Origin of the sequence: Arthrobacter sp. YA7-1 (assembly GCF_025960325.1) — a bacterium.
Classification (GTDB): domain Bacteria; phylum Actinomycetota; class Actinomycetes; order Actinomycetales; family Micrococcaceae; genus Arthrobacter; species Arthrobacter bambusae_A.
Genome location: NZ_CP110114.1, coordinates 2,284,829 through 2,306,307, shown reverse-complemented (window position 1 = coordinate 2,306,307; position 21,479 = coordinate 2,284,829). Strand labels below are relative to the sequence as shown.

The window sequence follows — 21,479 nt, the reverse complement described above, 5'->3', positions numbered from 1 at the left end:
CCAATTCCTTGCCGCAGTCAGCGGGGTGCGGCAGCGTCTACGGCGCCTCCGTAGCGGCGGTCGCGTTTGGCGTAAATCTCGACGGCGTCCCACAACGTCCTGCGGTCGACGTCGGGCCACAACGTGTCCATGAAGACGAACTCCGCGTAGGCCGATTGCCACAAGAGGAAGTTCGAGAGCCGTTGCTCGCCGGAGCTCCGTAGAAACAGATCGACGTCCGGAAGGTCCGGTTCGTCGAGGTACTTCTGGATGGTCTTCTCGGTGACGGAACCCGGCTTCAGGCGGCCATCGGCAACATCCTGGGCAATCGCGGCCACGGCATCGGCGATCTCGGCCCGGCCGCCGTAGTTAACACACATGGTCAAAGTGCAGGTGTCGTTGCCGCGCGTGAACTGCTCGGCATCCTCCAGCTCTTTGATGACGGAACCCCACAGCCTGGGCCGCCGCCCCGCCCAGCGAATCCGCACCCCCCATTCATCGAGCTGGTTGCGTTGCCGACGTAGCACGTCCTTGTTAAATCCCATGAGAAAGCGCACTTCTTCAGGAGAGCGACGCCAGTTTTCGGTGGAGAAAGCATAGACGCTGACATATTTGATGCCCAGTTCGATCGCCCCGGCCATCACGTCCAGCAGGGCCGGCTCCCCTGCCTTGTGGCCCTCGATGCGCGGCAGCCCACGTTGGTTCGCCCAGCGGCCGTTGCCGTCCATGACGATGGCGACGTGTTGCGGTATCAGTTCTGCGGGGATGGCCGGCGGCCTGGCGCCGGAAGGATGGTGGTAGGGGGCCTTCACCGGCGCGGTCCGCGTCGTTGCCGTCTTCTTTTTTCCCAGTGCCACTTTCAGCTTCGCTCCACATGTTTGAGGGACTTCAATGCTCGTTCAAGATGCCATTGCAGGTAGCTCGCCACCAATCCGGCGGCCTCGCGGCGGTGCAAGGATTCGGAGCTATCCGCGGTAGCCCAGTCCCCCGTGAGCAGCGCGCCCAGCAAGACGACGGTCTCGCGAGCGGGTGCCGGCGAACCGGGCGGGCGGCAGTCGTTGCAGATCATTCCGCCCAAAGGAGCGGAGAAAGCCGTGTGCGGACCGCTCGCCCCGCAGCGGGCGCAATCCGTGAAACTGGGTGCCCAGCCTCCGGTTGCCAAAGCGCGGAGCAGGTAGGAATCAAGAATGAGTTCCGGCGGGTGGTCGGAACGGCTCAACGCAGCTAGTGCCCCGACAAGCAGGTTGTATTGGGCCGTTCCGGAATCGGCGTCGGCGTCGGTCAGTTTCTCCGCCGTTTCCGTCATGGCGGCTGCAACGGTATACCGGGAGTAATCGGCGGCGATCGAGCTCCCATAGGCTCCCTTGGCGACCGCCTGGGTGACAATATCCAAGGTGCGGCCGGACACGAGTTGCAGGTCAGCGACCATGAACGGCTCCAGCCGGGCGCCGAACCGGCTGCTGGTGCGCCGTACGCCCTTGGCAACCGCCCTGACTTGTCCATGGTGCTTTGTGAGCAAGGTGATGATGCGGTCCGCTTCGCCCAGCTTGTGGGTGCGCAGCACGACGGCATCGTCCCGATAGGAGCGCGCTGCAAACGACGAAGGATTGGCCACAGTTAATCTTCGCACCACACCGGGCCTTCTCAGGTCCGGTGAAGCCGTGCGGCGCCGTGTTGACGGCGCCGCACGGCACATGGCTATGCCCGGACGGCCCTGATGGCACGGTTGACGGCAGAGATGACCGCCTTGAGCGCTGCGGTGCTCGTGTTGGGATCGATGCCCACACCCCAGAGAACCCGCTCGCCAACGGCGCATTCCACATACGCCGCGGCGGTGGCGCTGCCACCTTCGGACAGCGCATGTTCCGAGTAGTCCAGGACGCGGACGTCCACGCCGTCTTGGCGCAAGATGTCCAGCATGGCCGCGATCGGTCCGTTGCCGGCGCCGGTGCGCTGAACTACAGTGCCGTCAATGCGCAGGGCTGCGTGCAGGGTGAGCTCGCCGGACTCATCGGTTTCGGTGCGGATGGAACCCAGCGAATAGCGTCCCCACTGGCCGTCGGCCGTGCTGGCGGGCAAGTACTCGTCCTGGAACATCGCCCACAACTGGGCTCCGCTGACTTCGCCGCCCACGGTGTCGGTGCGGTGCTGGATGACGCTGGAGAACTCGATTTGGGCCCGGCGCGGCAGGTCCAGGCTGTGCTCGTTCTTGAGCAGGTACGCCACGCCGCCCTTGCCGGACTGGGAGTTGACGCGGATGACTGCCTCGTAGCTGCGGCCCAGGTCCTTGGGATCGATCGGCAAGTACGGAACCTGCCACGTGAAGTCGTCCACGGCCTTGCCGGCAGCGGCAGCGTCCTTTTCGAGGGCTTCGAAGCCCTTCTTGATGGCGTCCTGGTGCGAGCCGGAGAACGCCGTGAACACCAGATCGCCGCCATACGGGGAACGCTCGGGAACCGGCAGCTGGTTGCAGTACTCCACGGTCCGTCGGACTTCATCGATGTCGGAGAAGTCGATCATCGGGTCGACGCCCTGGACAAACATGTTCAGGCCGAGGGTGACCAGGTCCACGTTGCCGGTCCGCTCGCCGTTGCCGAACAAGCAGCCTTCGATGCGGTCGGCGCCGGCCAGATAGCCCAACTCTGCAGCGGCAACGCCCGTCCCGCGATCGTTGTGCGGGTGGAGGGAGATGATGATGCCGTCACGGGGATGCAGGTTACGGTGCATCCATTCGATGGAGTCCGCGTAGACATTCGGGGTGGCCATTTCCACGGTAGCGGGCAGGTTGATGATGACCTGCTTGTCCGCGGATGCTTCGAAAACGTCGGCAATCGCGTTGCAAACGCGCGCTGCGTACTCAAGTTCGGTTCCGGTGAAAGACTCCGGCGAATACTCGTACGTGATGTGGGTATCCGTGAGTGTTTCCTCGTACTTCTTGCACAAGCGGGCACCTTGGAGGGCGATGTCCAGGATGCCGTCCTCGTCCTGGTTGAACACGACGCGGCGCTGCAGAACCGAGGTTGAGTTGTACAGGTGGACGATTGCCTGCTTGGCGCCCACGAGGGATTCGTAGGTGCGCTCGATGAGGTGTTCACGTGCCTGGGTCAGGACCTGGATGGAGACGTCATCCGGAATGTGACCGCCTTCGATGAGCTGCCGCACGAAGTCGAAGTCGGTCTGCGAAGCGGACGGGAAGCCGACTTCGATTTCCTTGTACCCCATCTTGACCAGCAGCTGGAACATCTTCAGCTTGCGGGCAGGGCTCATGGGGTCGATCAGGGCCTGGTTGCCGTCACGGAGGTCCACAGCGCACCAGCGCGGAGCCTTGGTGATGACCTTGTCCGGCCAGGTGCGGTCCGGGAGCTCGACATTGATCTGGTCCTGGAAAGGCAGGTACCGGTGAATGGGCATTCCGGAGGGCTTTTGTGCGTTGCGCATGACTTGGGGCCTTTTCTCTTAATCTTTGATGGAAGATTGGCCGGGCACAGCTAACTCCGCAGCGAGGGTTGGCCTAGCGAATGATCGCCTTCGAGGCCCCGCCGCGGCAGCTAAGGAGAAGCATTCCTGCACGCACCATTTCACACTAACACGGGTGCGTATGATGACAATGCAATACCAGATGCAACGTCCACTATGCAGACGCGGGAACGGTTGTGAGCCGGTTCCGCTCGTCTTCCGAAGGAGTTCTTGTGCCACAGTCGGGGATCACACTGTCCAACATCGATGAAAGCGTCAGGCCGCAGGACGACCTTTACCAGCACGTCAATGGTGCGTGGCTGAAGTCGACGGTGATCCCTGACGACCGCCCGCTTGAGGGAACGTTCACGGCCCTGCGGGACGGCGCCGAACTGGCAGTCAAAGCGATCATCGAGGAAGCTGCCGCCAAGGGCGAGGACGCCAGCGGCATCGAACGCAAGGTAGGCGAGCTCTACAACAGCTTCATGGACGAGGAAGCCATCGAAGCAAGGGGCATGGAGCCTGTCCGGGACAGGCTCGCGGAGGTTTTTGCGACTACTTCGCCCGCCGGCGTGGTGTCCCTGACCGGGCGGCTGTTCCGCTCGGATGTCTCCGGCCTCTTCTCGATCTACCCGGCTCCCGACGCCGGGAACCCGGACCGGGTCCTGTTGTACATCGGCCAGGGCGGCCTGGGGCTTCCCGATGAGTCCTACTACCGGGACGAGAAGTTCGCAGGCATTGTCAGCGCCTATGCGAAATATGTCGCCAAGCTCTTCGGGCTGGCAGGAATTCCCGACGCCGACGGTGCTGCCGCGCGCGTTGTCGCCCTCGAAAAAGCACTCGCCTCGCACCATTGGGACAACGTCACCTTGCGGGATCCGCAGAAGACGTACAACCTCAAGACCGTGGAAGAGGACCGGGAGCTTTTCCCGTACCTCGACGCATGGTTCGATTCGGCCCGGATCGAAGGCGACAAATTCGCCGAGCTGGTGGTGAGCACGCCTGATTTCTTCACCGGCGCGTCTGCCCTCGTCGAGTCCGAGCCGCTTGCCACATGGCAGGAGTGGCTGGCCCTTCGTGTGCTCAATGCCGCCGCCCCCTACCTCTCCTCGGGGTTCGTGGACGCGAACTTCGATTTCTACGGCACCACCCTGAGCGGCACTCCGCAGAACAAGGACCGCTGGAAGCGCGGCGTCGCCGTCGTCGAGGCCGCCTTGGGCGAGGCCGTCGGCCAAATCTATGTGGAGCGCCACTTCCCTGAGGGTTACAAAGCCAGGATGCAGACTCTGGTTGCCAAACTCATCGAGGCCTACCGCGAGAGCATCACGGCGCTCGATTGGATGGGCGAGGACACCAAAGCGGAAGCGTTGAAAAAGCTCGCGGCCTTCCGGCCCAAGATTGGTTTCCCGGACAAGTGGATCGACTATTCCGCCGTCGACATTCACCCTGGCGATCTTCTGGGGAACGTCGAGCGGGCGCACAACACCGACGTCGACCGGCACCTCGATGAGGTCGGCAAGCCGGTCGATCTCGACAAGTGGCTCATGACCCCGCAGACGGTCAACGCGTACTACCACCCGATGTTGAACGAGATTGTCTTCCCAGCTGCGATCCTGCAGCCGCCCTTTTTCACGGCGGAGGCCGACGACGCGGTCAACTATGGAGGCATCGGCGCCATCATCGGCCATGAAATCGGCCACGGCTTCGACGACCAGGGCTCCCAGTTCGACGGGAGCGGGGCGCTGCGGAATTGGTGGAGCGAGGAGGACCGCAAGGCCTTCGAAGGGCTCGCGGCGAAACTCGTGGCCCAATTCGACGCCCTTGCCCCCTATGCCGCGCCCGAGCACAAGGTCAACGGGAAACTCACGCTCGGCGAAAACATCGGCGACCTGGGTGGCCTGACCATCGCCTACAAGGCCTACCTCCTGAGCCTCGACGGTTCGGAGCCGCCGGTTCTTGAAGGACTGAGCGGTGGCCAGCGCTTCTTCATGTCCTGGGCGGCCGGCTGGCGCCAGGTCATCCGTCCTGAGGAAGCCATCCGGCGCGTCGCGACTGACCCGCACTCCCCCAACGAGTTCCGAACCAATGCCATCGCGAAGAACCTCGACTCGTTCCACGACGCGTTCGCAGTGGAACCCGGGGATGGAATGTGGCTGTCGCCCGAGGACCGGGTCAGTATCTGGTAGCCATCTGGTAGGCGGCGACGCTAAACGGAAGGGAGCGGTCTCCACGCGACGTGTGGAGACCGCTCCCTTCGCTGCGTCCCGGGTCTTTCCCGTGTTGCTATCTCGCGATGAGTGCCGGGTTGACCGCCTGGCATTTCACGTCGCCTGCAGTCTGCTTCACGACGTTGGATGGTACGGAGGCCACTCCGTACTTGGTCCCGGAATCGAAGTCACTGCCGATATAGACCTGGACACCGACCACACCCGTCGATGGTTCGATTTGCGAAGCCGGGATGCCGAGGAGGCTCGCGACGTCCGGAGCGACGTCGGCATAACCGGCCCCGTAATAGACAACGGTCTTCGGTACGGCGGCCGCAAGGAAGTGCGCGGCTTTCGTGAATCCGCCACCGGCCAAAGCTGCGGCGATCTCCTGGCCGCGGGATGCGACGCCTGTTCCGTCGGCAACGGTCACTGGCTGAAGGGCCTTGTCATAGGCGGGAACGGCGGGAACAGGCGGCGCCGGTGCCGCGCTGCTGGACTGCGCGCCCGATGCCGCAGGCGTGGGACCCGCCGATGGAGCGGCGGTAGCCCCCGGGGTGGTCAGGTCCAGGTTCGCACGCATGGCGGCGAAGAGTTGGGAAGCCTGCGGTTGGACCAATTCGAGCCTGTTGGGATCGACGGCGGCGGGCTGGGTGGGAACCGAAACGAACGCGACCTTGGACAGGTCGACGTCTTTGAGGCGGCTGCCGATGGTCAGGAGCGACTGGACCGACGCCAGGCCTTCATCCACGGTCAGGTTCTTTGTCACGGCATCCGCGATGGACAGCAGGCTCTGCGGATTGCCCAGCGTTCCGTCGGACTTGATCTTGCGGGTCAGGGAGGAGAGGAAGCCCTGTTGCGCCTGGATGCGGCCGAGGTCGCTTCCGTCGCCAAAACCGTGGCGGGTCCGGAGGAAGGCCAAGGCCTGTTCCCCCTGGACGCTCGATGTTCCCTTGGGGAGCCGGAGGCCTGAATCGGGGTCGTATACGGCATCGCTCACGCACACGTTGACTCCGCCGACGGCGTTGGACAGCTCCTTGACGGCGTTGAAGTCGGCCATCATGAAGTGGTCGACCTGCAGTCCCATGAGCTTGTTCACGGTGTCTACGGCGCAACCGATCCCGGCTTCCGCCATGGCCGAGTTGATCATGACGTTGGAGTGCGGTTGATATACGGTGCCGGTTTTGGGATCGGTGCATGACGGGACATCCACCAGGAGGTCTCGCGGAATGCTGGTGAGGCTGACCCTCTTGTTGTCCGCCGAAATGTCGAGCAGCATCATGACGTCCGACTGGCCATAGCCCGTGGAATCCTGCGTGGATCCGTATTGCGAATTCTTCCCATCCCTGGTGTCGGAACCGAGGATGAGGATCTGCAGGCGGTCCGTGGCGTCGTTTGCTGCGGCCTCGGTCCTCGGTGCGCCTGCCGACAACGGTGCCGTGCTGATGTTCGACTGCAAGCGGATAACCCAGTAAGCGGCGAAAGCGATACCGCCGAGCAACAACACTGAGACCGTGGCGGCAGTGACCTTGAGCCAGATCGGGAGGCCCTTGGGAGCATTCATGTGGCGGGGGGTGCCGGGAGCTTCCCCGTGGCGTGCAGCGCCGCGGGCACCACCGGTGCCGGGCTCCTGTACGCGTGCATCGCGACGTCGCACGACTTGCTCAACCTTTCCTCGGAAAATGGGATTCGGACCATTTTACGGGCCCAATCTGGGAAATTCCCCAGCGGCTAGAATCCCAGCTTCACGAGTTGCTTCGGGTCGCGCTGCCAGTCCTTGGCCACTTTCACGTGCAGGTCGAGGTAGATCTTGGTTCCCAGGAGGGCCTCAATTCCCTTGCGGGCGTTCGTTCCGACCTCGCGCAGCCGGCTTCCGGCCTTGCCAATGATGATGGCCTTCTGGGACGGGCGCTCAACGTACAGGTTCACCCGCACGTCGAGGAGCGGGTTGTCCTCCGAGCGTCCTTCGCGGGGCAGGATTTCCTCCACCACCACAGCCAAGGAGTGCGGAAGTTCGTCGCGGACGCCCTCCAGAGCTGCCTCCCGGATAAGCTCGGCCACCATGACAGCCTCCGGTTCATCGGTGAGTTCACCGTCCGGGTAGAGCGGCGGGGAAGGCGGCATGTGGCCGATGAGGACGTCGGCCACAGTGCTGACCTGGAAGCCGTCGGTCGCCGAAACCGGGACGATATCGGCCCAGCCTTGTTCGCCGAGGACTTCGCGGCCCAGGGCGGCGACCGCCAAGAGCTGCTCGGTCAGCGCCTGGCGGTCCACCAGGTCGGTCTTGGTGACCAAGGCGATGATGGGCTTGCGTCCGACGGCGGCGAGCTGGGCTGCGATGTACTTGTCACCCGGCCCGATCTTTTCGTTGGCCGGCAAGCAAAAACCGATGGCGTCCACTTCGGAGAGGGTGTCCGCGACGAGATCGTTGAGCCTCTTGCCAAGGAGGGTGCGCGGGCGGTGCAGGCCCGGAGTGTCCACCAGGATGAGTTGGGCGTCCTCCCGATGGACAATGCCGCGGATCGTGTGCCTCGTGGTCTGCGGCTTCGCCGAGGTGATGGCCACCTTCTGGCCTACCAAAGCGTTGGTGAGGGTGGACTTCCCGGCATTGGGACGGCCGACAAGAACCGAGAATCCTGCGTGGAAGCCGCCGAAGTCCTGATCGGCGTCGAACTTCTTATTGTGCTTGCTCACGTGGAACTCCCTGTTGCGTTGTATCGGCCTCGTCGAGAAGGTCTTCAAGGTCAGTGTCTTCTTTTGGAATGGCTGCCGCAATGATATGGCTGACCCGGTTTCGCCGGCCTTCCAGCCTATCGGCTTTCAAGGAGATCCCATCCACCTCCACCGCACTGCCTACGATCGGCACTTTGCCCAGGGTCTTGGCCAGGAGGCCGCCCACCGTGTCCACTTCGTCGTCGTCGAGGTCTATGTCGAAAAGCTCGCCGAGGTCGTCGATGCTCATCCGGGAACTGACGCGGTACGTGCCGTCACCAAGGTCAGTGACCTCGGCATCGTTGGAGTCGTACTCGTCGACGATCTCCCCCACGATCTCCTCAATGAGGTCCTCGAGCGTCACCAGTCCTGCCGTGCCGCCGTATTCGTCAATGACGACCGCGACGTGCGTGGACTCTTGCTGAAGCTCGCTCAGGAGGTCGCTGACAGGCTTCGATTCGGGAACGAAGCGTGCTTCGCGCGCTATGGCGTCAACGTCCTGGCGCACTGACGGCTGGTCGGGGCGGTGCAATGCGGCCGCGACGTCCTTCAAATAGAGGATGCCCCGGATCTGGTCGGCGTTTTCGCCGATGACGGGGATCCTTGAGTACCCCGAGCGCAGGAACAAGGCCATGGCCTGTTCCAGGCTGGACCCGGACTCGATGCTCACAATGTCGGTTCGAGGGACCATTACCGAGCGGACCAGTGTGTCTCCGAAGTCGAAGACCGACTGGATGAGTTCGGCCTCGCTGTCCTCGATCATGTCGGATTCCGTGGCCCTGTCGACCAGTTCGCGGAATTCTTCCTCGCTGAAGAAAGCTTCATCGCCGCTGGGTGCACCGGGTGCGACCGTACTGCCGATCGCCACGAGCCAGCCGGGAATGGGACCAAGGATCCAACACAGGAACCTGATGAGCGGAGCCGAGTAGCGAACCACGCCTCCCGAGTGCGCGCGTCCAAGTTGGCGCGGCGAGACACCCACCAAAACGAATCCTATGACGGCCATGATGCCTGTCGCCGCCAAACCGGCAAGCCAGACGTTCTCGAGGAGGCTGTGCATGACGACGGCGACGGCCACCGCAGCCGCCATCTCGAACCAGACCCGCCAGAACCGCAGCGCGCGGATGTGCGCGACGGGCTGGGCGAGGATGCTGCGGAGCGAATTCCCCCGGCTCTTGACGACGGCTTGCTCTGCGTCATGCCGCGGCAGGAAAGTGAAGGCAGCTTCAGCCGCGGTCAGCAGGGCGACGAAACTGAGGAACACCAACGCCATCCCGACCAGGATGAGTGATGTCACTGCATGGTCTCCATGGGGGCATCCTTGCCAAGGAACGCGGACAGCAGCTCACGCTGCAGGCCGAACATCTCTTCTTTTTCCTCCGGCTCGGCGTGGTCGAAACCGAGCAGGTGAAGGATTCCGTGCGTGCAGAGCAGGAGCATTTCATCCTGCGTTGAATGACCGGCGTTGCGCGCTTGGACCTCGGCCACTTGCGGGCAGATGGCGATGTCGCCCAGCATGCCCTGCGGGGCCGGCTTGCCCGGTGTTCCCGGCGTCAGCTCGTCCATCGGAACAGACAGGACATCGGTGGCGCCGGGTTCGTCCATGAGCTCGATGTGGAGTTTTTCCATGGCGGGTTCGTCCACCAAAAGGATGGAGAGTTCGGCCTGGGGGTGAATGTAGAGCCGCTCGAAGATGAAGCGTGAAAGCGTCACCAATTGTGCCTCGTCCACCTGGACGCCGGACTCGTTGTTGACCTCGATGCTCATCGGTGTTCTCCCCGTTTGTCGTGGATGGGCGTGTGCTGGGCACGCACCCGGTGCTTTTCATCCCAGATGCTGTAGGCGGACACGATGTCGGCAACGAGCCGGTGCCTGACGACGTCGGACGCGTCGAGCATCGTAAAGTTCACGCCATCGATCCCGTTGAGGATTTCCTGGACGATGCGCAGCCCGGACGTGGCGCCGAAAGGCAGGTCCACCTGGGTGATATCGCCCGTCACGACCATCTTCGAGCCGAAGCCCAGGCGGGTCAGGAACATCTTCATCTGCTCTGCGGTGGTGTTCTGGGCTTCATCGAGGATGATGAACGCGTCGTTGAGCGTGCGGCCGCGCATGTAGGCAAGCGGTGCCACCTCAATGGTCCCGGCCGCCATGAGCCGCGGGATCGATTCCGGGTCCATCATGTCGTGCAGGGCATCGTACAAAGGACGGAGGTACGGGTCGATCTTGTCGCTCAGCGTTCCCGGCAGGAAGCCGAGGCGTTCCCCTGCCTCGACGGCAGGCCTGGTGAGGATGATCCGGCTGACTTCCTTGAGCTGCAAAGCCTGAACGGCTTTTGCCATCGCCAGGTACGTCTTGCCGGTGCCCGCCGGGCCGATCCCGAAGATCACGGTGTTGTCGTCGATGGCGTCGACATAGTTCTTCTGGTTCAGCGTTTTGGGGCGGATGGTGCGTCCGCGGCTCGAAAGAATGTTGTGGGTCAGGATTTCCACGGGGTTCTGCAGGGACTGGCTGCGCAACAAGGAAACGAGCTGTTGGAGGACGTCCGGTGTGATGACCGTCCCCTTGCCGACCAGGCCGCGGACTTCTTCCAGGAGGCGCATGATCCGGGGAACATCGCTTGACGGGCCGCTGAAGGAGAGCTCGTTGCCGCGCACATGAAAGTCGACACCGGGGAACTGGGCTTCGATGTAGCGCAACGCCTCGTCATGGCTGCCAAGGGTCTGAACCATCTGATCCGAGTTGTCGAAGATGACAACTTCCGTCCGGGCGCCCGGGACAGAGTGCGGGAACTCGGCCGGACCTGTGTCAACGCTGCCGGCCTTGGGCCGCCCGTTCAATGATTCTGTCATAGTGCTGGCCTTGCGGCCTGTGCTCCTCCGGCTTGGTGATGTCCATCGATTTTCTCCGATGTCCGTGTGCTGGATGGGCGCAGGATCGCGGGCCTCGGATTGCTTTCAATCCTACGCCAGCCAGTCTCCCGGATGGTTCCGGGCCGTGCCCGTCGGGGCTGCAGGGCGGCGGATCCGTGCGCTTTGGTATCAACTCGGCATCGACCTCGTATCAATCGGATTGCAGTTCGCCGCCGGAGTATCGAAACGCCAACCGGCGCCCGCGGGACTATGACAAGCTGATTCATGGGCAAAAATGCCCCTGTGCCCGAAACCGGGCGCACGACTCCCCCGCACCACAGCGGCAGAACACGAGCAGGAATCCACCATCACCAGGCCAGCCGTCACTCCACACGGCACTCGCATCCGGAAACGTTCCGCCATGCTTGTGACCGCCTTGACGGCTGCCATGTTCCTGTCGGGTTGCATCGCAGATCGCACGGGACAGGGTTCCACGACGCCGATCCCCACTCCGACAGTCGCCCTGCAGGCGGCCCCCGACAGCAATGCTCCGCTCGAAACGACGCAGGCCTCGAACAAGATCCCTGTGTATTGGATCGGCCGCAGCGACACTGACACCTTCCTGTACCGCGAATTCCGTGACAACCCGGGCAACGAGAACCCCATCACCACAGCCCTGCGGATCATGATGTCCCAGAAGCCGTTGGATCACGACTACTTCACGCCGTGGCAGAATCCGAGCAGCCTGGCGACCACGATTTCCGGTAAGAACGTTGTCACGGTGGATGTTTCCCGTGACGCGTTCAATTCCAATCTCGACGGCGGGATGGCGCAGCGGGCGATCCAGCAACTCGTCTATACCGCCACTGCCGCGGCAGCGAGCTCAGGCCTCATTGATGCCGGACAGCAGATCAAAGTGGCCATCCTGGTGGACGGGCACACAGACTATATGGCGTTCGGGCAGGTCAAGCTGGGCGACCCCATGGTCCGCGACGCCACCGTGGTGGCACCCGTGTGGATCATCGACCCGCAGGAGGACCTGACCTTGCCTGCCGGTCCGGTCAAGTTCAATGGTCGGAGCACGGACCCCTCGAAGAAACTGCACTGGCAAATCCTTCGGGAGAACTCAAACGGCGACAAATCGTCCTACTTGGCCGGGCAGACCACCGCTTCGACCGTACCGGGACAGGGCGGCGTCTTCAGCCTCACCGTGGGGCTCGGAGCCGGCCGCTATGAATTGCGGGTCTCCTTGGTCGGTCCCAACGACGCCGACGTCGCGACGGATACCCGCTCCTTCAACGTCCGCTGATCGAGGGGTCTTCCTACCAGCGCCCTAGAATGTCGCTGGCCAGTACGACGGCGGCAGGACCCGCCGTCGACGAGCGAAGCACGTGGTGGCCCAAGAGCGCGGTGACGGCGCCGACGTCGCTAAGCTTGGTCACTTCGCGCGGTGAAATGCCGCCCTCCGGGCCGACGATGAGCAGGACTTCCCGCCCCGCGTCGGTGTCCTCGCCGGAAATCCCGCCGCGCCAATTCTCCAGGACGTCGCGCAAGGGACGTTTCGCGTCCTCGTGAAGGATGATCGCCAGGTCAGCCGCGGCTACCGCCGCAGCCAGCCCGGAGCCGTCGACGGCGGCACGCACCTCGGGAATCCACGCGCGCCGCGCTTGCTTGGCGGCCGCGGTGGCGACGGATTGCCACTTCGCGTGGGCTTTGGCGGCCCGGTCGCCCTTCCAGCGGACGATGGAACGCTCGGCCTGCCAGGGCACGACGGCGTCAATACCGAGTTCCGTCGCCGTCTCGACGGCAAGCTCGTCACGGTCGCCCTTCGCCAGCGCCTGGACCAGCACAAGCCGCACGGCCGGGCGGCCTTCCTCCTGGACGGCGGAGGCAAGGACGGTCAAGGTACCCTGCCCGGATCCGGCCACGGTGCCCGTGAGCCGCTTACCCGCACCGTCGGCGATGTCGACCGCTTCGCCGATTTCCAGGCGCTTGACCGTGACAGCGTGCCTGGCTTCGGCGCCGTCGAGCACGAAAGTGTCACCGGTGCCGAGTCCGTCCAAGGTTCCGGCAGCGGTGAAGAATACGGGGTTGCTCACCGCTACAGGTTACCGAGCTTGTCCCGCAGCTTCGCGAACATACCGCCGCTGGCCACGAGCTTGCCCTCGGTGAACTGCTCTCCGCGCAATTTGGCCAGTTGGCGGAGCAGGTCTTCCTGGGCGGCGTCTAGCTTGCCGGGCGTCTCCACATGCAGGTGCACCTTGAGGTCTCCCCTGCCGTAGCCGCGCAGGTGGGTGACGCCCAGCCCGCGAAGGGTGATGACTTCGCCGGACTGGGTGCCGGACTTGACGTCGATCTCCTGGGGGCCGTCGAAGGTCTCAAGCTGCAGTTCCGTGCCCAATGCCGCGGCGGTCATGGGAACACTGAGCGTTGCATGAAGGTCGTCGCCTTCACGAAGGTAGGTGGAATCGCTGTTTACCCGGATCTCCACGTAGAGGTCGCCGGGAGGCCCGCCCGCAGGACCTGCTTCGCCTTGCGACGACAGCTGGATGCGGGTTCCGGTGGCGACGCCGCCCGGCACCTTGACGGTCAGCGAACGGCGGCTGCGGATGCGGCCCTGGCCGTTGCATTCATTGCAAGGATCCTTGATGATCGAGCCGAAACCTTCGCACGATCCACACGGTGCCGCGGTCATGACCTGGCCGAGGATCGAGCGCACGGCCCGCTGGACCTGGCCCGAGCCGCCGCAGATGTCGCAGCGCTCCGGGTGGGTGCCCGCGCGGCAGCATGAGCCCTCGCACGTGGGGCAGATGACAGCAGTGTCCACCTCAAGCTTCTTGTTGACGCCGAAGACAGCCTCGCGCAAGTCGATGCGCACACTGATGAGGGCGTCCTGCCCGCGACGCATACGTGATGCGGGCCCCTGCATGCCGCCACCTCCTCCGCCGAAGAAGGTGTCGAAGATGTCCTGGAACGCGAATCCCTGGCCTGCGTAGCCGCCGCCGAAACCGTTGTCCGTCCCGTTCTCGTTGCCTGTGGCGTCGTAGACGCGGCGCTTCTGGGGGTCGGAGAGGACCTCGTAAGCGTGGGTCACGGCTTTGAATTCCTCCGCAGCGCCGGCCCCGGGGTTCACATCGGGGTGGAGCTTACGTGCAAGCTTGCGGTAGGCCTTCTTGATCTCCTCGCCGGTTGCTTCCGACGAGACGCCCAGAACGTCATAGTGACTGCTCAAAGTCGGTATCTCTTCCTTTATTACGGGTACACTGCGTTTCTTGCGGGGCGGTTCCAGCCGAAGCCGTCAACCGCCCAGAATGCGGGAAAGGTAGCGTGCGACGGCCCGGACGGCCGCCATGGTGTTGGGGTAGTCCATGCGGGTGGGTCCAAGAATGCCGATCTTGGCGCTGCTGCCCGGACCGTAGCCCGTGGCAACCACCGAAGCCTCGGAGAGGCCGTCATAGGGGTTTTCGCGGCCGATGCTCACCGTGACTCCCCGGGGGTCTTCCGCCATGTCCGACAGCAGCCGCAACATGACCACCTGCTCCTCGAGCGCTTCGAGGACAGGGCCGATGCTCAGGGGGAAGTCCACGTTGGAGCGGGCCAGGTTGGCCGTGCCGGCCATGACCATGCGTTCGTCGCGGCTCCGGTCGGCGAGCCTTTGGAGACCGTGGGCAAGGGCGCCTGCAAGGTTCCGGAGCGCCGGCGGGCACAAGGCCACCACCGAGGGCAGGACTTGGGACATGAGGTCGAGCTGTGAGCCAGCAATGCTTCCAAGGAATCGCGCGCGCAACGTCATGAGCTCTTCGTCGGCAGTGTCCGCCGCTGCGTGTACAACGCCTTGTTCCACTTTGCCCGAATCCGCGATCAGCACTACCAGGACCTGGCGCGGTGCCAAAAGGACAAACTCGATGTGCCGGACGCGTGCGCGGCTCAGGTGCGGATACTGGACGACGGCGACCTGGTTGGTGAGTTGGGACAGGAGCCGGACCGTGCGCTCCAGGATGTCCTCGACGTCGTCGGGGCCCTCAAGCAACGAGTGGATGGCCCGGCGCTCGGCAGCCGACAGCGGCTTGACCTCGGAAATGCGGTCCACGAACAGGCGGTAGCCCTTGTCCGTGGGGATGCGGCCTGCACTGGTGTGCGGTGCCGCAATGAGGCCTTCCTCTTCCAAGAGGGCCATGTCATTGCGGATGGTGGCGCTCGACACTCCCAGATGGTGCCGTTCGACCAAGGCTTTGGAGCCGACAGGCTCGCGGGAGTGAACGTAGTCCTCCACGATGGCGCGTAGCACTTCAAGCTTGCGTGGTTCGCTCACTGCCCACCTCCATTCAACAACCGGTACTTCTACAGTTAGCACTCAACATGCCCAAGTGCTAACAAGTCTAGTATGAGCCACCTCGTTGTTAGCATTGGTACCGCTCGCGGCGAACATGATGCCCGCGCGGTCCTGCGGAATTCCAAGGACCGTGACCGATCCCTTAGCGCAAAGTGGTGTGAAGACCGTGTCTTACGACAATTGGGGCCCGCAAGACCTCTCCTCGCCGGCCAAGCGGCAACTGCCTGAAGTGCCCGCTGAACGCGGAATGGTGCTCGAGGACGTGCAGTCCGGTTGGGTCGGGGCCGTGACCAGGGTGGAGAAGTCCGGAGGCATGCACATCGTGGTGCTTGAGGACCGGCGGGGAAAAGCGAAATCGTTCCGGCTTGGTTTCGGATTCCTGCTGGAGGGGCAAGCGGTGAAGCTCCTCCCGCCGGTGCCGCGCGGGGCGGCCGCAAAGGGCGCATCCCAACCGGGCAGGACGGCGTCGGGTTCCGTCCGGGTGGCCGGCCAGCGGGCGCAGGTCGCCAAGGCAAGCCGGATCTGGGTGGAAGGCAAGCACGACGCCGAACTTGTGGAAAAGGTCTGGGGAGACGATCTGCGGGTGGAGGGCATCGTCGTCGAGCCCTTGCACGGCGTGGACGATCTCAAGGCGGCCATCGCCGCCTTCTCCCCCGGCCCTGGCCGCCGGCTCGGAATCCTGGTTGATCACCTGGTGCCGGATTCGAAGGAGTCGCGCATCGCTGCCGGCGCCATGACGTTGCCGGGCGCCAAAGGAAACGTCCTGATCGTCGGTCACCCGTATGTGGACGTCTGGCAGGCAATCCGGCCCAAGGTGCTGGGGATCGAACAATGGCCGACCGTAGCGCGCGGCACGGATTGGAAGACCGGCATCCTCAGGTCGTTCGGTTGGCCGCACGAGACGGCCGAAGACGTGGGACTGGGTTGGCAGAGGCTTCTGGGCGCCGTCCATAGCTACGCCGACCTGGAGGCGTCTTTGTTGGGACGCGTGGAGGAAGTGATCGATTTCCTGACCGTCGCATGATGGTTTGGATGCCTCCGGGCCCGGACGTGGTCGTCCGATCCCGTGCCGAGCAAGTATTCTGGGACAGCAACACCGCACCTATAGCTACTCGAAGGAAGAAACTGTGGCAGACAACGCTCCTGACGATCGGGACGGCACCTCGGGCCAATCCCAGTACCACGGCGTTCCTGCCAACGCGCTGCCCTTGACCGCCTCGGAAGACCGGCAGTGGGCAACCCTGGCGCACTTCGGCGGGATCCTTGGCTGCGTGCCTTCGCTTCTGATCTACCTGATCTTCCGCGAACGTGGTCCGTTCACGGCCCAGGAATCAAAGGAAGCCCTCAACTTCACTTTGCCGCCGACGATTGCCGCGGTGCTCGCCAACATTCTCGTCTTGCTCCCGGTGGTGGGAAACCTGTTCGCGGTCCTTGCCACGGGAATCTGGGTCGCGGTGACCTGCTTCTCGGTGTCCGCTGGAATCCGCGTCAACCACGGACAGCCGCACCGCTACCGCTTCAACCTGCGCTGGATCAAGTAGCCGTTCTTCGCGGGTGCCTATGACGGTTCGCGCGCCCGCCGTCCGCGCCGGACGTTAGTCCGGAAGGATCCGGCGGACCACGGCATCTGCGAGCAGCCGGCCCTTGAGGGTCAGGACCAGCCGTCCTTGGAAGGCCGCTGCGGGTTCAACCAGGCCGTCGGCAATGAGGCCTGCGACGGCGTGACGGCCCACTTTGTCGAGCGCGTCGACTTGAAGCCCGGTGCCGAGCCGCGCCTCCAGCATGATGCGTTCCACTTCCCGGGTTCCGGCGTCGAGCGTTTCGCGTCCAGCGGCCGGTGAGGCCCCGCTACCAAGCCTGTTGGCATAGGCGGTGGGGTGCTTGACGTTCCACCAGCGGACGCCGCCCATGTGGGAATGCGCACCGGGCCCGATGCCCCACCAATCGTCTCCCCGCCAGTAGGCAAGGTTGTGTTTGCACGCCTGTTCGGGAGTGCGGGACCAGTTGCTGACCTCGTACCAGTCCAGCCCTGCGGCGCTGATCAGCTGGTCGGCGAGTTCGTACTTGGCGGCGTGGTCGTCGTCGTCGATCCCGGGAACTTCTCCGCGCCGGATCTGTGCAGCCAGCTTGGTGCCTTCTTCCACAATCAGCGCATAGGCGCTGATGTGGTCCGGGGCGTAGGACAAGGCGGTCTCCAGGGACGCCTGCCAATCAGCCATGGACTCACCGGGAGTGCCGTAGATAAGGTCGAGGCTCACGGCAAGGCCGGCGTCGCGCGCCCACTGGACCACCAAGGGGACGCGGCTCGGTGTGTGCGTGCGGTCCAGGACTTTGAGCACATGAGGTACCGCCGACTGCATGCCGAAGGAAATCCGCGTAAAGCCGGCGTCGGCGAGCAGCCGGAGGGACTCCGGCGTCACGGAGTCCGGGTTGGCTTCAGTGGTGACTTCGGCTCCCGCTTCCAGGCCCCAGCGCCCGACGGCGGCCGTCAGGATGCGTGCCAGATCTTCAGCAGGGAGCAGGGTCGGGGTGCCGCCGCCGAAGAACACGGTGCTCAGGGGGCGCTGCGGCAACCCGGAGCCGTCCATGGCCCGGACGGCGAACTCCACTTCCGAAATGGCAGTAGCAGCGTAGGCGTCCTGGGAAGCGCCGCCGCCAAGGTCCGTGGCCGTGTAGGTGTTGAAATCGCAGTAACCGCAACGCACGGCACAGAAGGGTATGTGGACGTAGAGTCCAAACTTCCGTGAATCGACGCCGTCAAGCACTTGCGGCGGCAAAAGGCCATCCGCAGGTGCCGGATCCCCGAGGGGAAGAACGCTAGGCACAGACGTCCCCTCGTGGCTGTCCTGTACGCACCGCTACAGCGTGCGCCGGTCCCGCAGTGTTCCGGGCGAACAGCCGCATTACTTCCTGGCCTTGTCCTTGGATTCGTCGGTGGTCAGGGCGGCGATGAAAGCTTCCTGTGGAACTTCCACCCGGCCCACCATCTTCATGCGCTTCTTGCCTTCCTTCTGCTTTTCCAGAAGTTTGCGCTTACGGGTGATGTCACCGCCGTAGCACTTGGCAAGGACGTCCTTGCGGATGGCGCGGATGCTCTCACGGGCAATGATTCGCGAGCCGATGGCTGCCTGGATGGGCACCTCGAACTGCTGGCGGGGAATGAGCTCGCGCAACTTGCCCGTCATCATGACGCCGTAGGCGTAAGCCTTGTCGCGGTGGGTGATGGCGCTGAAAGCGTCAACCTGCTCGCCCTGGAGCATGATGTCCACCTTGACCAGGTCGGCGACCTGCTCGCCGTCGGCCTTCCAGTCCAGCGAACCGTAGCCCCGGGTCTTGGACTTGAGGATGTCGAAGAAGTCGAAGACGATCTCGGCCAGCGGCAAGCGGTACCGGATTTCCACGCGATCCTCGGAGAGGTAGTCCATGCCGCCCATAACGCCGCGGCGGCTCTGGCACAGTTCCATGATGGCGCCCACAAACTCATTGGGCGCCAGGATGGTGGCCGACACCATCGGTTCGCGGACTTCGGCGATCTTGCCGGTGGGGTATTCGCTCGGGTTGGTGACGTGCAGGACCCGCTTATCCTCCAGCGTGACCTCATATTCAACGTTGGGAGCAGTGGAGATGAGGTCGAGGTTGTACTCGCGCTCAAGGCGCTCACGGGTGATTTCCAGGTGCAGCAGGCCAAGGAAGCCCACGCGGAAACCGAAGCCCAGGGCGGCAGACGTCTCCGGTTCATACACCAGCGCTGCGTCGTTGAGCATCAGCTTCTCGAGGGCATCCCTGAGCACGGGATAGTCCGTGCCGTCCAAGGGGTACAAGCCGGAGAAGACCATGGGCTTGGCATCGGCGTAGCCCGCGAGGGATTCCGAAGCGGGCTTGGCGAGGTTGGTCACCGTGTCGCCGACCTTCGACTGGCGGACGTCCTTCACGCCGGTGATCAAGTAGCCTACTTCGCCGACGCCCAGACCCTTGGAGGGGGTGGGTTCCGGAGAGCTGACACCGATCTCCAGGAGCTCGTGAGTGGCGCGGGTTGACATCATCTGGATTCGCTCGCGCGGGTGCAGCATGCCGTCCACGACGCGGACATACGTGACCACGCCGCGGTATGTGTCATACACGGAGTCGAAGATCATGGCGCGGGCCGGTGCGTCGGGATCGCCGACAGGGGCTGGAAGATCGCGGACGATCTTGTCCAGGAGGGCCTCAACGCCGACACCCGTCTTGCCTGATACGCGCAGCACGTCCTCCGGGTCGCCGCCGATCAGGTTGGCGAGTTCAGCCGCATACTTTTCGGGTTGGGCGGCCGGGAGGTCGATCTTGTTGAGCACCGGAATGATGGTGAGGTTGTTTTCCATCGCCAGGTAGAGGTTGGCCAGGGTCTGGGCCTCGATGCCTTGAGCGGCGTCCACCAAAAGGACAGCGCCTTCGCATGCCGCCAGGGAACGGGAAACCTCATAGGTGAAGTCAACGTGACCGGGAGTATCGATCATGTTCAGGGCGTAGCTGGTGCCGTCAAGTTCCCAGGGCATGCGGACAGCCTGGGACTTGATGGTGATGCCACGTTCGCGTTCGATATCCATGCGGTCCAGATACTGGGCCTTCATGTCGCGGGACTTAACGACGCCGGTGTACTGCAACATGCGGTCGGCCAGGGTGGATTTACCGTGGTCGATGTGGGCGATGATGCAGAAGTTCCGGATGATGGCCGGATCTGTCGCGGCGGGCACCGGTGCGGTGCGGGCCATGGGAGACACGCAGGGTCCTTACTGTCGATACTCACACGGCCGGACTCCGGACTGGTCTGGACCATTCCGGCCGATGCCGCATATCTGAACTAATAGTCTCCCATGAACACGACGCCGCTTGTGCACTGTGGCGGCAAGGGAAAGTACGGTGGAGCCATGGCATCGGACACACATTTGCTTGGCAGGCTCCTCAAATGCTCCCTGGGCTACCTTCGACGGATCGTCGGGGCCCCGGCCGGCACGCCCCCTCGCCGATCCCCGAACGCCGGGAACGCTGCGAAGGCGGGCCGGACCGGGCGCGCAGGCACCGGCGTCGGGCAACTCTCCCGCCCCTACCCTGGCGACTTCCGCGGCACCGTGTCCCCGCGATACTCCCCCAACCCCGACGGCAAGCCCGACCCTGGCGAGATCGTGTGGTCCTGGGTCCCCTATGAAGAGGACTATTCCCAAGGCAAGGACCGGCCGGTCCTTTTGATCGGGCGCGACGGCGGGTGGCTGCTCGGGCTGATGCTGACCAGCAAAGACCACGACAACGGCCGCCGCTCAGATGGTTACGTCGACATCGGCACCGGCTCCTGGGACCCCCAGGGGAGGCCCAGCGAGGTCAAGGTGGACCGGGTGGTGCGCATCAATCCGGCGGACGTCCGGCGCGAGGGTGCCGTCCTCGACAAACGCACCTTTCAGCAGGTGGCCCGTCGGCTCGATAGGCAACACGACCGGGCCTAGAGACCAAATCCCCGGAAATGCGCCGAGTCTGATAATATTTATGGCTGTGTGTCCGTGCAGGTCGACGGCCACTCATGGTTGGCTGCCATAGGCATCCCCACGCCGCTCAGTCGATGGCCAACCTGAAAACCCTCTAGACCATTTTCCGCATTAAAAAGAGAGTTCACACACGTGGCTAATATCAAGTCCCAGAAGAAGCGCATCCTCACCAACGAGAAGGCTCGCCTGCGTAACAACGCCGTCAAGTCTGAGCTGAAGACGGCCATCCGCGCCGTTGCCACCGCCGTTGAGTCCACGGACAAGGATGCCGCTGCAAAGGCTCTTGTTGCTGCTAGCCGTAAGCTGGATAAGGCTGTCAGCAAGGGCGTTATTCACAAGAACAACGCTGCAAACCGCAAGTCGGCGATCTCCAAAAAGGTCAACGCACTCTAAGGTTTATCCAGTTCGACTGAGCTGAACGTGAGGCCGG

The 21,479-nt window shown here is 63.7% G+C and carries 19 protein-coding genes; 6 read left to right on the top strand and 13 right to left on the bottom strand.

Annotated features, from left to right (window positions below):
* Window positions 1-17 precede the first annotated feature (17 nt).
* The 3 genes from OIT41_RS10825 to leuA all read right to left on the bottom strand — a co-directional run bounded on the left by OIT41_RS10825 (window position 18) and on the right by leuA (window position 3,417).
* Window positions 18-836, bottom strand: a complete 819-nt coding sequence (locus OIT41_RS10825) for an isoprenyl transferase (protein ID WP_078105128.1) — start codon at window positions 834-836, stop codon at window positions 18-20.
* Between the two features lie 2 nt (window positions 837-838).
* Complete coding sequence (gene recO / locus OIT41_RS10820) at window positions 839-1,594, bottom strand: DNA repair protein RecO (protein ID WP_264636457.1); 756 nt, start codon at window positions 1,592-1,594, stop codon at window positions 839-841.
* Between the two features lie 83 nt (window positions 1,595-1,677).
* Window positions 1,678-3,417 carry a 2-isopropylmalate synthase gene (leuA, locus tag OIT41_RS10815; RefSeq protein WP_264636456.1) on the bottom strand — a complete coding sequence of 580 codons (1,740 nt, stop codon included), beginning with the start codon at window positions 3,415-3,417 and terminating at the stop codon, window positions 1,678-1,680.
* Between the two features lie 251 nt (window positions 3,418-3,668).
* Between leuA and OIT41_RS10810 the strand changes: the two genes are divergently transcribed.
* A complete protein-coding gene (locus OIT41_RS10810) occupies window positions 3,669-5,621 on the top strand; it encodes a M13 family metallopeptidase (protein WP_264636455.1) in 1,953 nt (650 codons plus the stop codon).
* A gap of 97 nt (window positions 5,622-5,718) precedes the next feature.
* Here OIT41_RS10810 and OIT41_RS10805 read toward each other — a convergent pair whose 3' ends face one another.
* From OIT41_RS10805 to OIT41_RS10785, 5 genes are all read right to left on the bottom strand, one after another.
* On the bottom strand, window positions 5,719-7,296 hold the full coding sequence (locus OIT41_RS10805; protein WP_241710226.1) for an LCP family protein: 1,578 nt from the start codon (window positions 7,294-7,296) through the stop codon (window positions 5,719-5,721).
* Window positions 7,297-7,370: 74 nt separating this feature from the next.
* The gene (gene era, locus OIT41_RS10800) at window positions 7,371-8,333 is read right to left on the bottom strand and encodes a GTPase Era (protein ID WP_078105123.1); all 963 of its coding nucleotides are present in this window, start codon (window positions 8,331-8,333) and stop codon (window positions 7,371-7,373) included.
* Complete coding sequence (locus OIT41_RS10795) at window positions 8,317-9,648, bottom strand: hemolysin family protein (RefSeq protein WP_078105122.1); 1,332 nt, start codon at window positions 9,646-9,648, stop codon at window positions 8,317-8,319. Before OIT41_RS10795 ends, era begins: the two co-directional genes overlap by 17 nt.
* Entirely contained in the window at window positions 9,645-10,118 is a 474-nt protein-coding gene (ybeY, locus tag OIT41_RS10790) for an rRNA maturation RNase YbeY (RefSeq protein WP_078105121.1), read from the bottom strand. The genes OIT41_RS10795 and ybeY overlap by 4 nt, the downstream gene beginning before the upstream one ends.
* The gene (locus tag OIT41_RS10785; protein ID WP_241710227.1) at window positions 10,115-11,203 is read right to left on the bottom strand and encodes a PhoH family protein; all 1,089 of its coding nucleotides are present in this window, start codon (window positions 11,201-11,203) and stop codon (window positions 10,115-10,117) included. The genes ybeY and OIT41_RS10785 overlap by 4 nt, the downstream gene beginning before the upstream one ends.
* 421 nt (window positions 11,204-11,624) lie before the next feature.
* Here OIT41_RS10785 and OIT41_RS10780 point away from each other — a divergent pair, with 421 nt between their 5' ends.
* A complete protein-coding gene (locus OIT41_RS10780) occupies window positions 11,625-12,512 on the top strand; it encodes a GerMN domain-containing protein (RefSeq protein WP_241710228.1) in 888 nt (295 codons plus the stop codon).
* Window positions 12,513-12,525: 13 nt separating this feature from the next.
* On the opposite strand, the gene OIT41_RS10775 is transcribed toward OIT41_RS10780, so the two are convergent.
* The 3 genes from OIT41_RS10775 to hrcA all read right to left on the bottom strand — a co-directional run bounded on the left by OIT41_RS10775 (window position 12,526) and on the right by hrcA (window position 15,515).
* Window positions 12,526-13,302, bottom strand: coding sequence for a 16S rRNA (uracil(1498)-N(3))-methyltransferase (locus OIT41_RS10775; RefSeq protein WP_078105118.1), 777 nt, complete (start codon window positions 13,300-13,302; stop codon window positions 12,526-12,528).
* Between the two features lie 2 nt (window positions 13,303-13,304).
* The gene (gene dnaJ, locus OIT41_RS10770) at window positions 13,305-14,435 is read right to left on the bottom strand and encodes a molecular chaperone DnaJ (RefSeq protein WP_241710229.1); all 1,131 of its coding nucleotides are present in this window, start codon (window positions 14,433-14,435) and stop codon (window positions 13,305-13,307) included.
* A gap of 66 nt (window positions 14,436-14,501) precedes the next feature.
* Window positions 14,502-15,515 (bottom strand): heat-inducible transcriptional repressor HrcA, encoded by a 1,014-nt coding sequence (gene hrcA, locus OIT41_RS10765; RefSeq protein ID WP_264636454.1) that lies wholly within the window; start codon window positions 15,513-15,515, stop codon window positions 14,502-14,504.
* 187 nt (window positions 15,516-15,702) lie between these two features.
* On the opposite strand from hrcA, the gene OIT41_RS10760 reads away from it, so the two are divergent.
* Together OIT41_RS10760 and OIT41_RS10755 are read left to right on the top strand one after the other, a co-directional pair.
* Window positions 15,703-16,560 (top strand): DUF3097 domain-containing protein, encoded by an 858-nt coding sequence (locus OIT41_RS10760; protein ID WP_264636453.1) that lies wholly within the window; start codon window positions 15,703-15,705, stop codon window positions 16,558-16,560.
* 103 nt (window positions 16,561-16,663) lie between these two features.
* Entirely contained in the window at window positions 16,664-17,077 is a 414-nt protein-coding gene (locus OIT41_RS10755) for a DUF4870 domain-containing protein (RefSeq protein WP_241710231.1), read from the top strand.
* 54 nt (window positions 17,078-17,131) lie between these two features.
* On the opposite strand, the gene hemW is transcribed toward OIT41_RS10755, so the two are convergent.
* Both hemW and lepA read right to left on the bottom strand, forming a co-directional pair.
* Entirely contained in the window at window positions 17,132-18,361 is a 1,230-nt protein-coding gene (gene hemW, locus OIT41_RS10750) for a radical SAM family heme chaperone HemW (RefSeq protein WP_264636452.1), read from the bottom strand.
* A 78-nt stretch (window positions 18,362-18,439) separates the two neighbouring features.
* Window positions 18,440-20,293 (bottom strand): translation elongation factor 4, encoded by a 1,854-nt coding sequence (gene lepA / locus OIT41_RS10745; RefSeq protein ID WP_241710233.1) that lies wholly within the window; start codon window positions 20,291-20,293, stop codon window positions 18,440-18,442.
* A 147-nt stretch (window positions 20,294-20,440) separates the two neighbouring features.
* Between lepA and OIT41_RS10740 the strand changes: the two genes are divergently transcribed.
* Entirely contained in the window at window positions 20,441-21,010 is a 570-nt protein-coding gene (locus OIT41_RS10740) for a type II toxin-antitoxin system PemK/MazF family toxin (protein WP_264636451.1), read from the top strand.
* Window positions 21,011-21,181: 171 nt separating this feature from the next.
* Window positions 21,182-21,442, top strand: a complete 261-nt coding sequence (gene rpsT, locus OIT41_RS10735) for a 30S ribosomal protein S20 (RefSeq protein ID WP_028267110.1) — start codon at window positions 21,182-21,184, stop codon at window positions 21,440-21,442.
* Window positions 21,443-21,479 lie beyond the last annotated feature (37 nt).

Bases quoted from the DNA above. Each gene is read 5' to 3' on its own strand.
- leuA (WP_264636456.1), bottom strand. From the start codon at position 3,417: ATGCGCAACGCACAAAAGCCCTCCGGAATGCCCATTCACCGGTACCTG.
- ybeY (WP_078105121.1), bottom strand. From the start codon at position 10,118: ATGAGCATCGAGGTCAACAACGAGTCCGGCGTCCAGGTGGACGAGGCA.
- OIT41_RS10780 (WP_241710228.1), top strand. From the start codon at position 11,625: ATGCTTGTGACCGCCTTGACGGCTGCCATGTTCCTGTCGGGTTGCATC.
- OIT41_RS10785 (WP_241710227.1), bottom strand. From the start codon at position 11,203: ATGACAGAATCATTGAACGGGCGGCCCAAGGCCGGCAGCGTTGACACA.
- OIT41_RS10740 (WP_264636451.1), top strand. From the start codon at position 20,441: ATGGCATCGGACACACATTTGCTTGGCAGGCTCCTCAAATGCTCCCTG.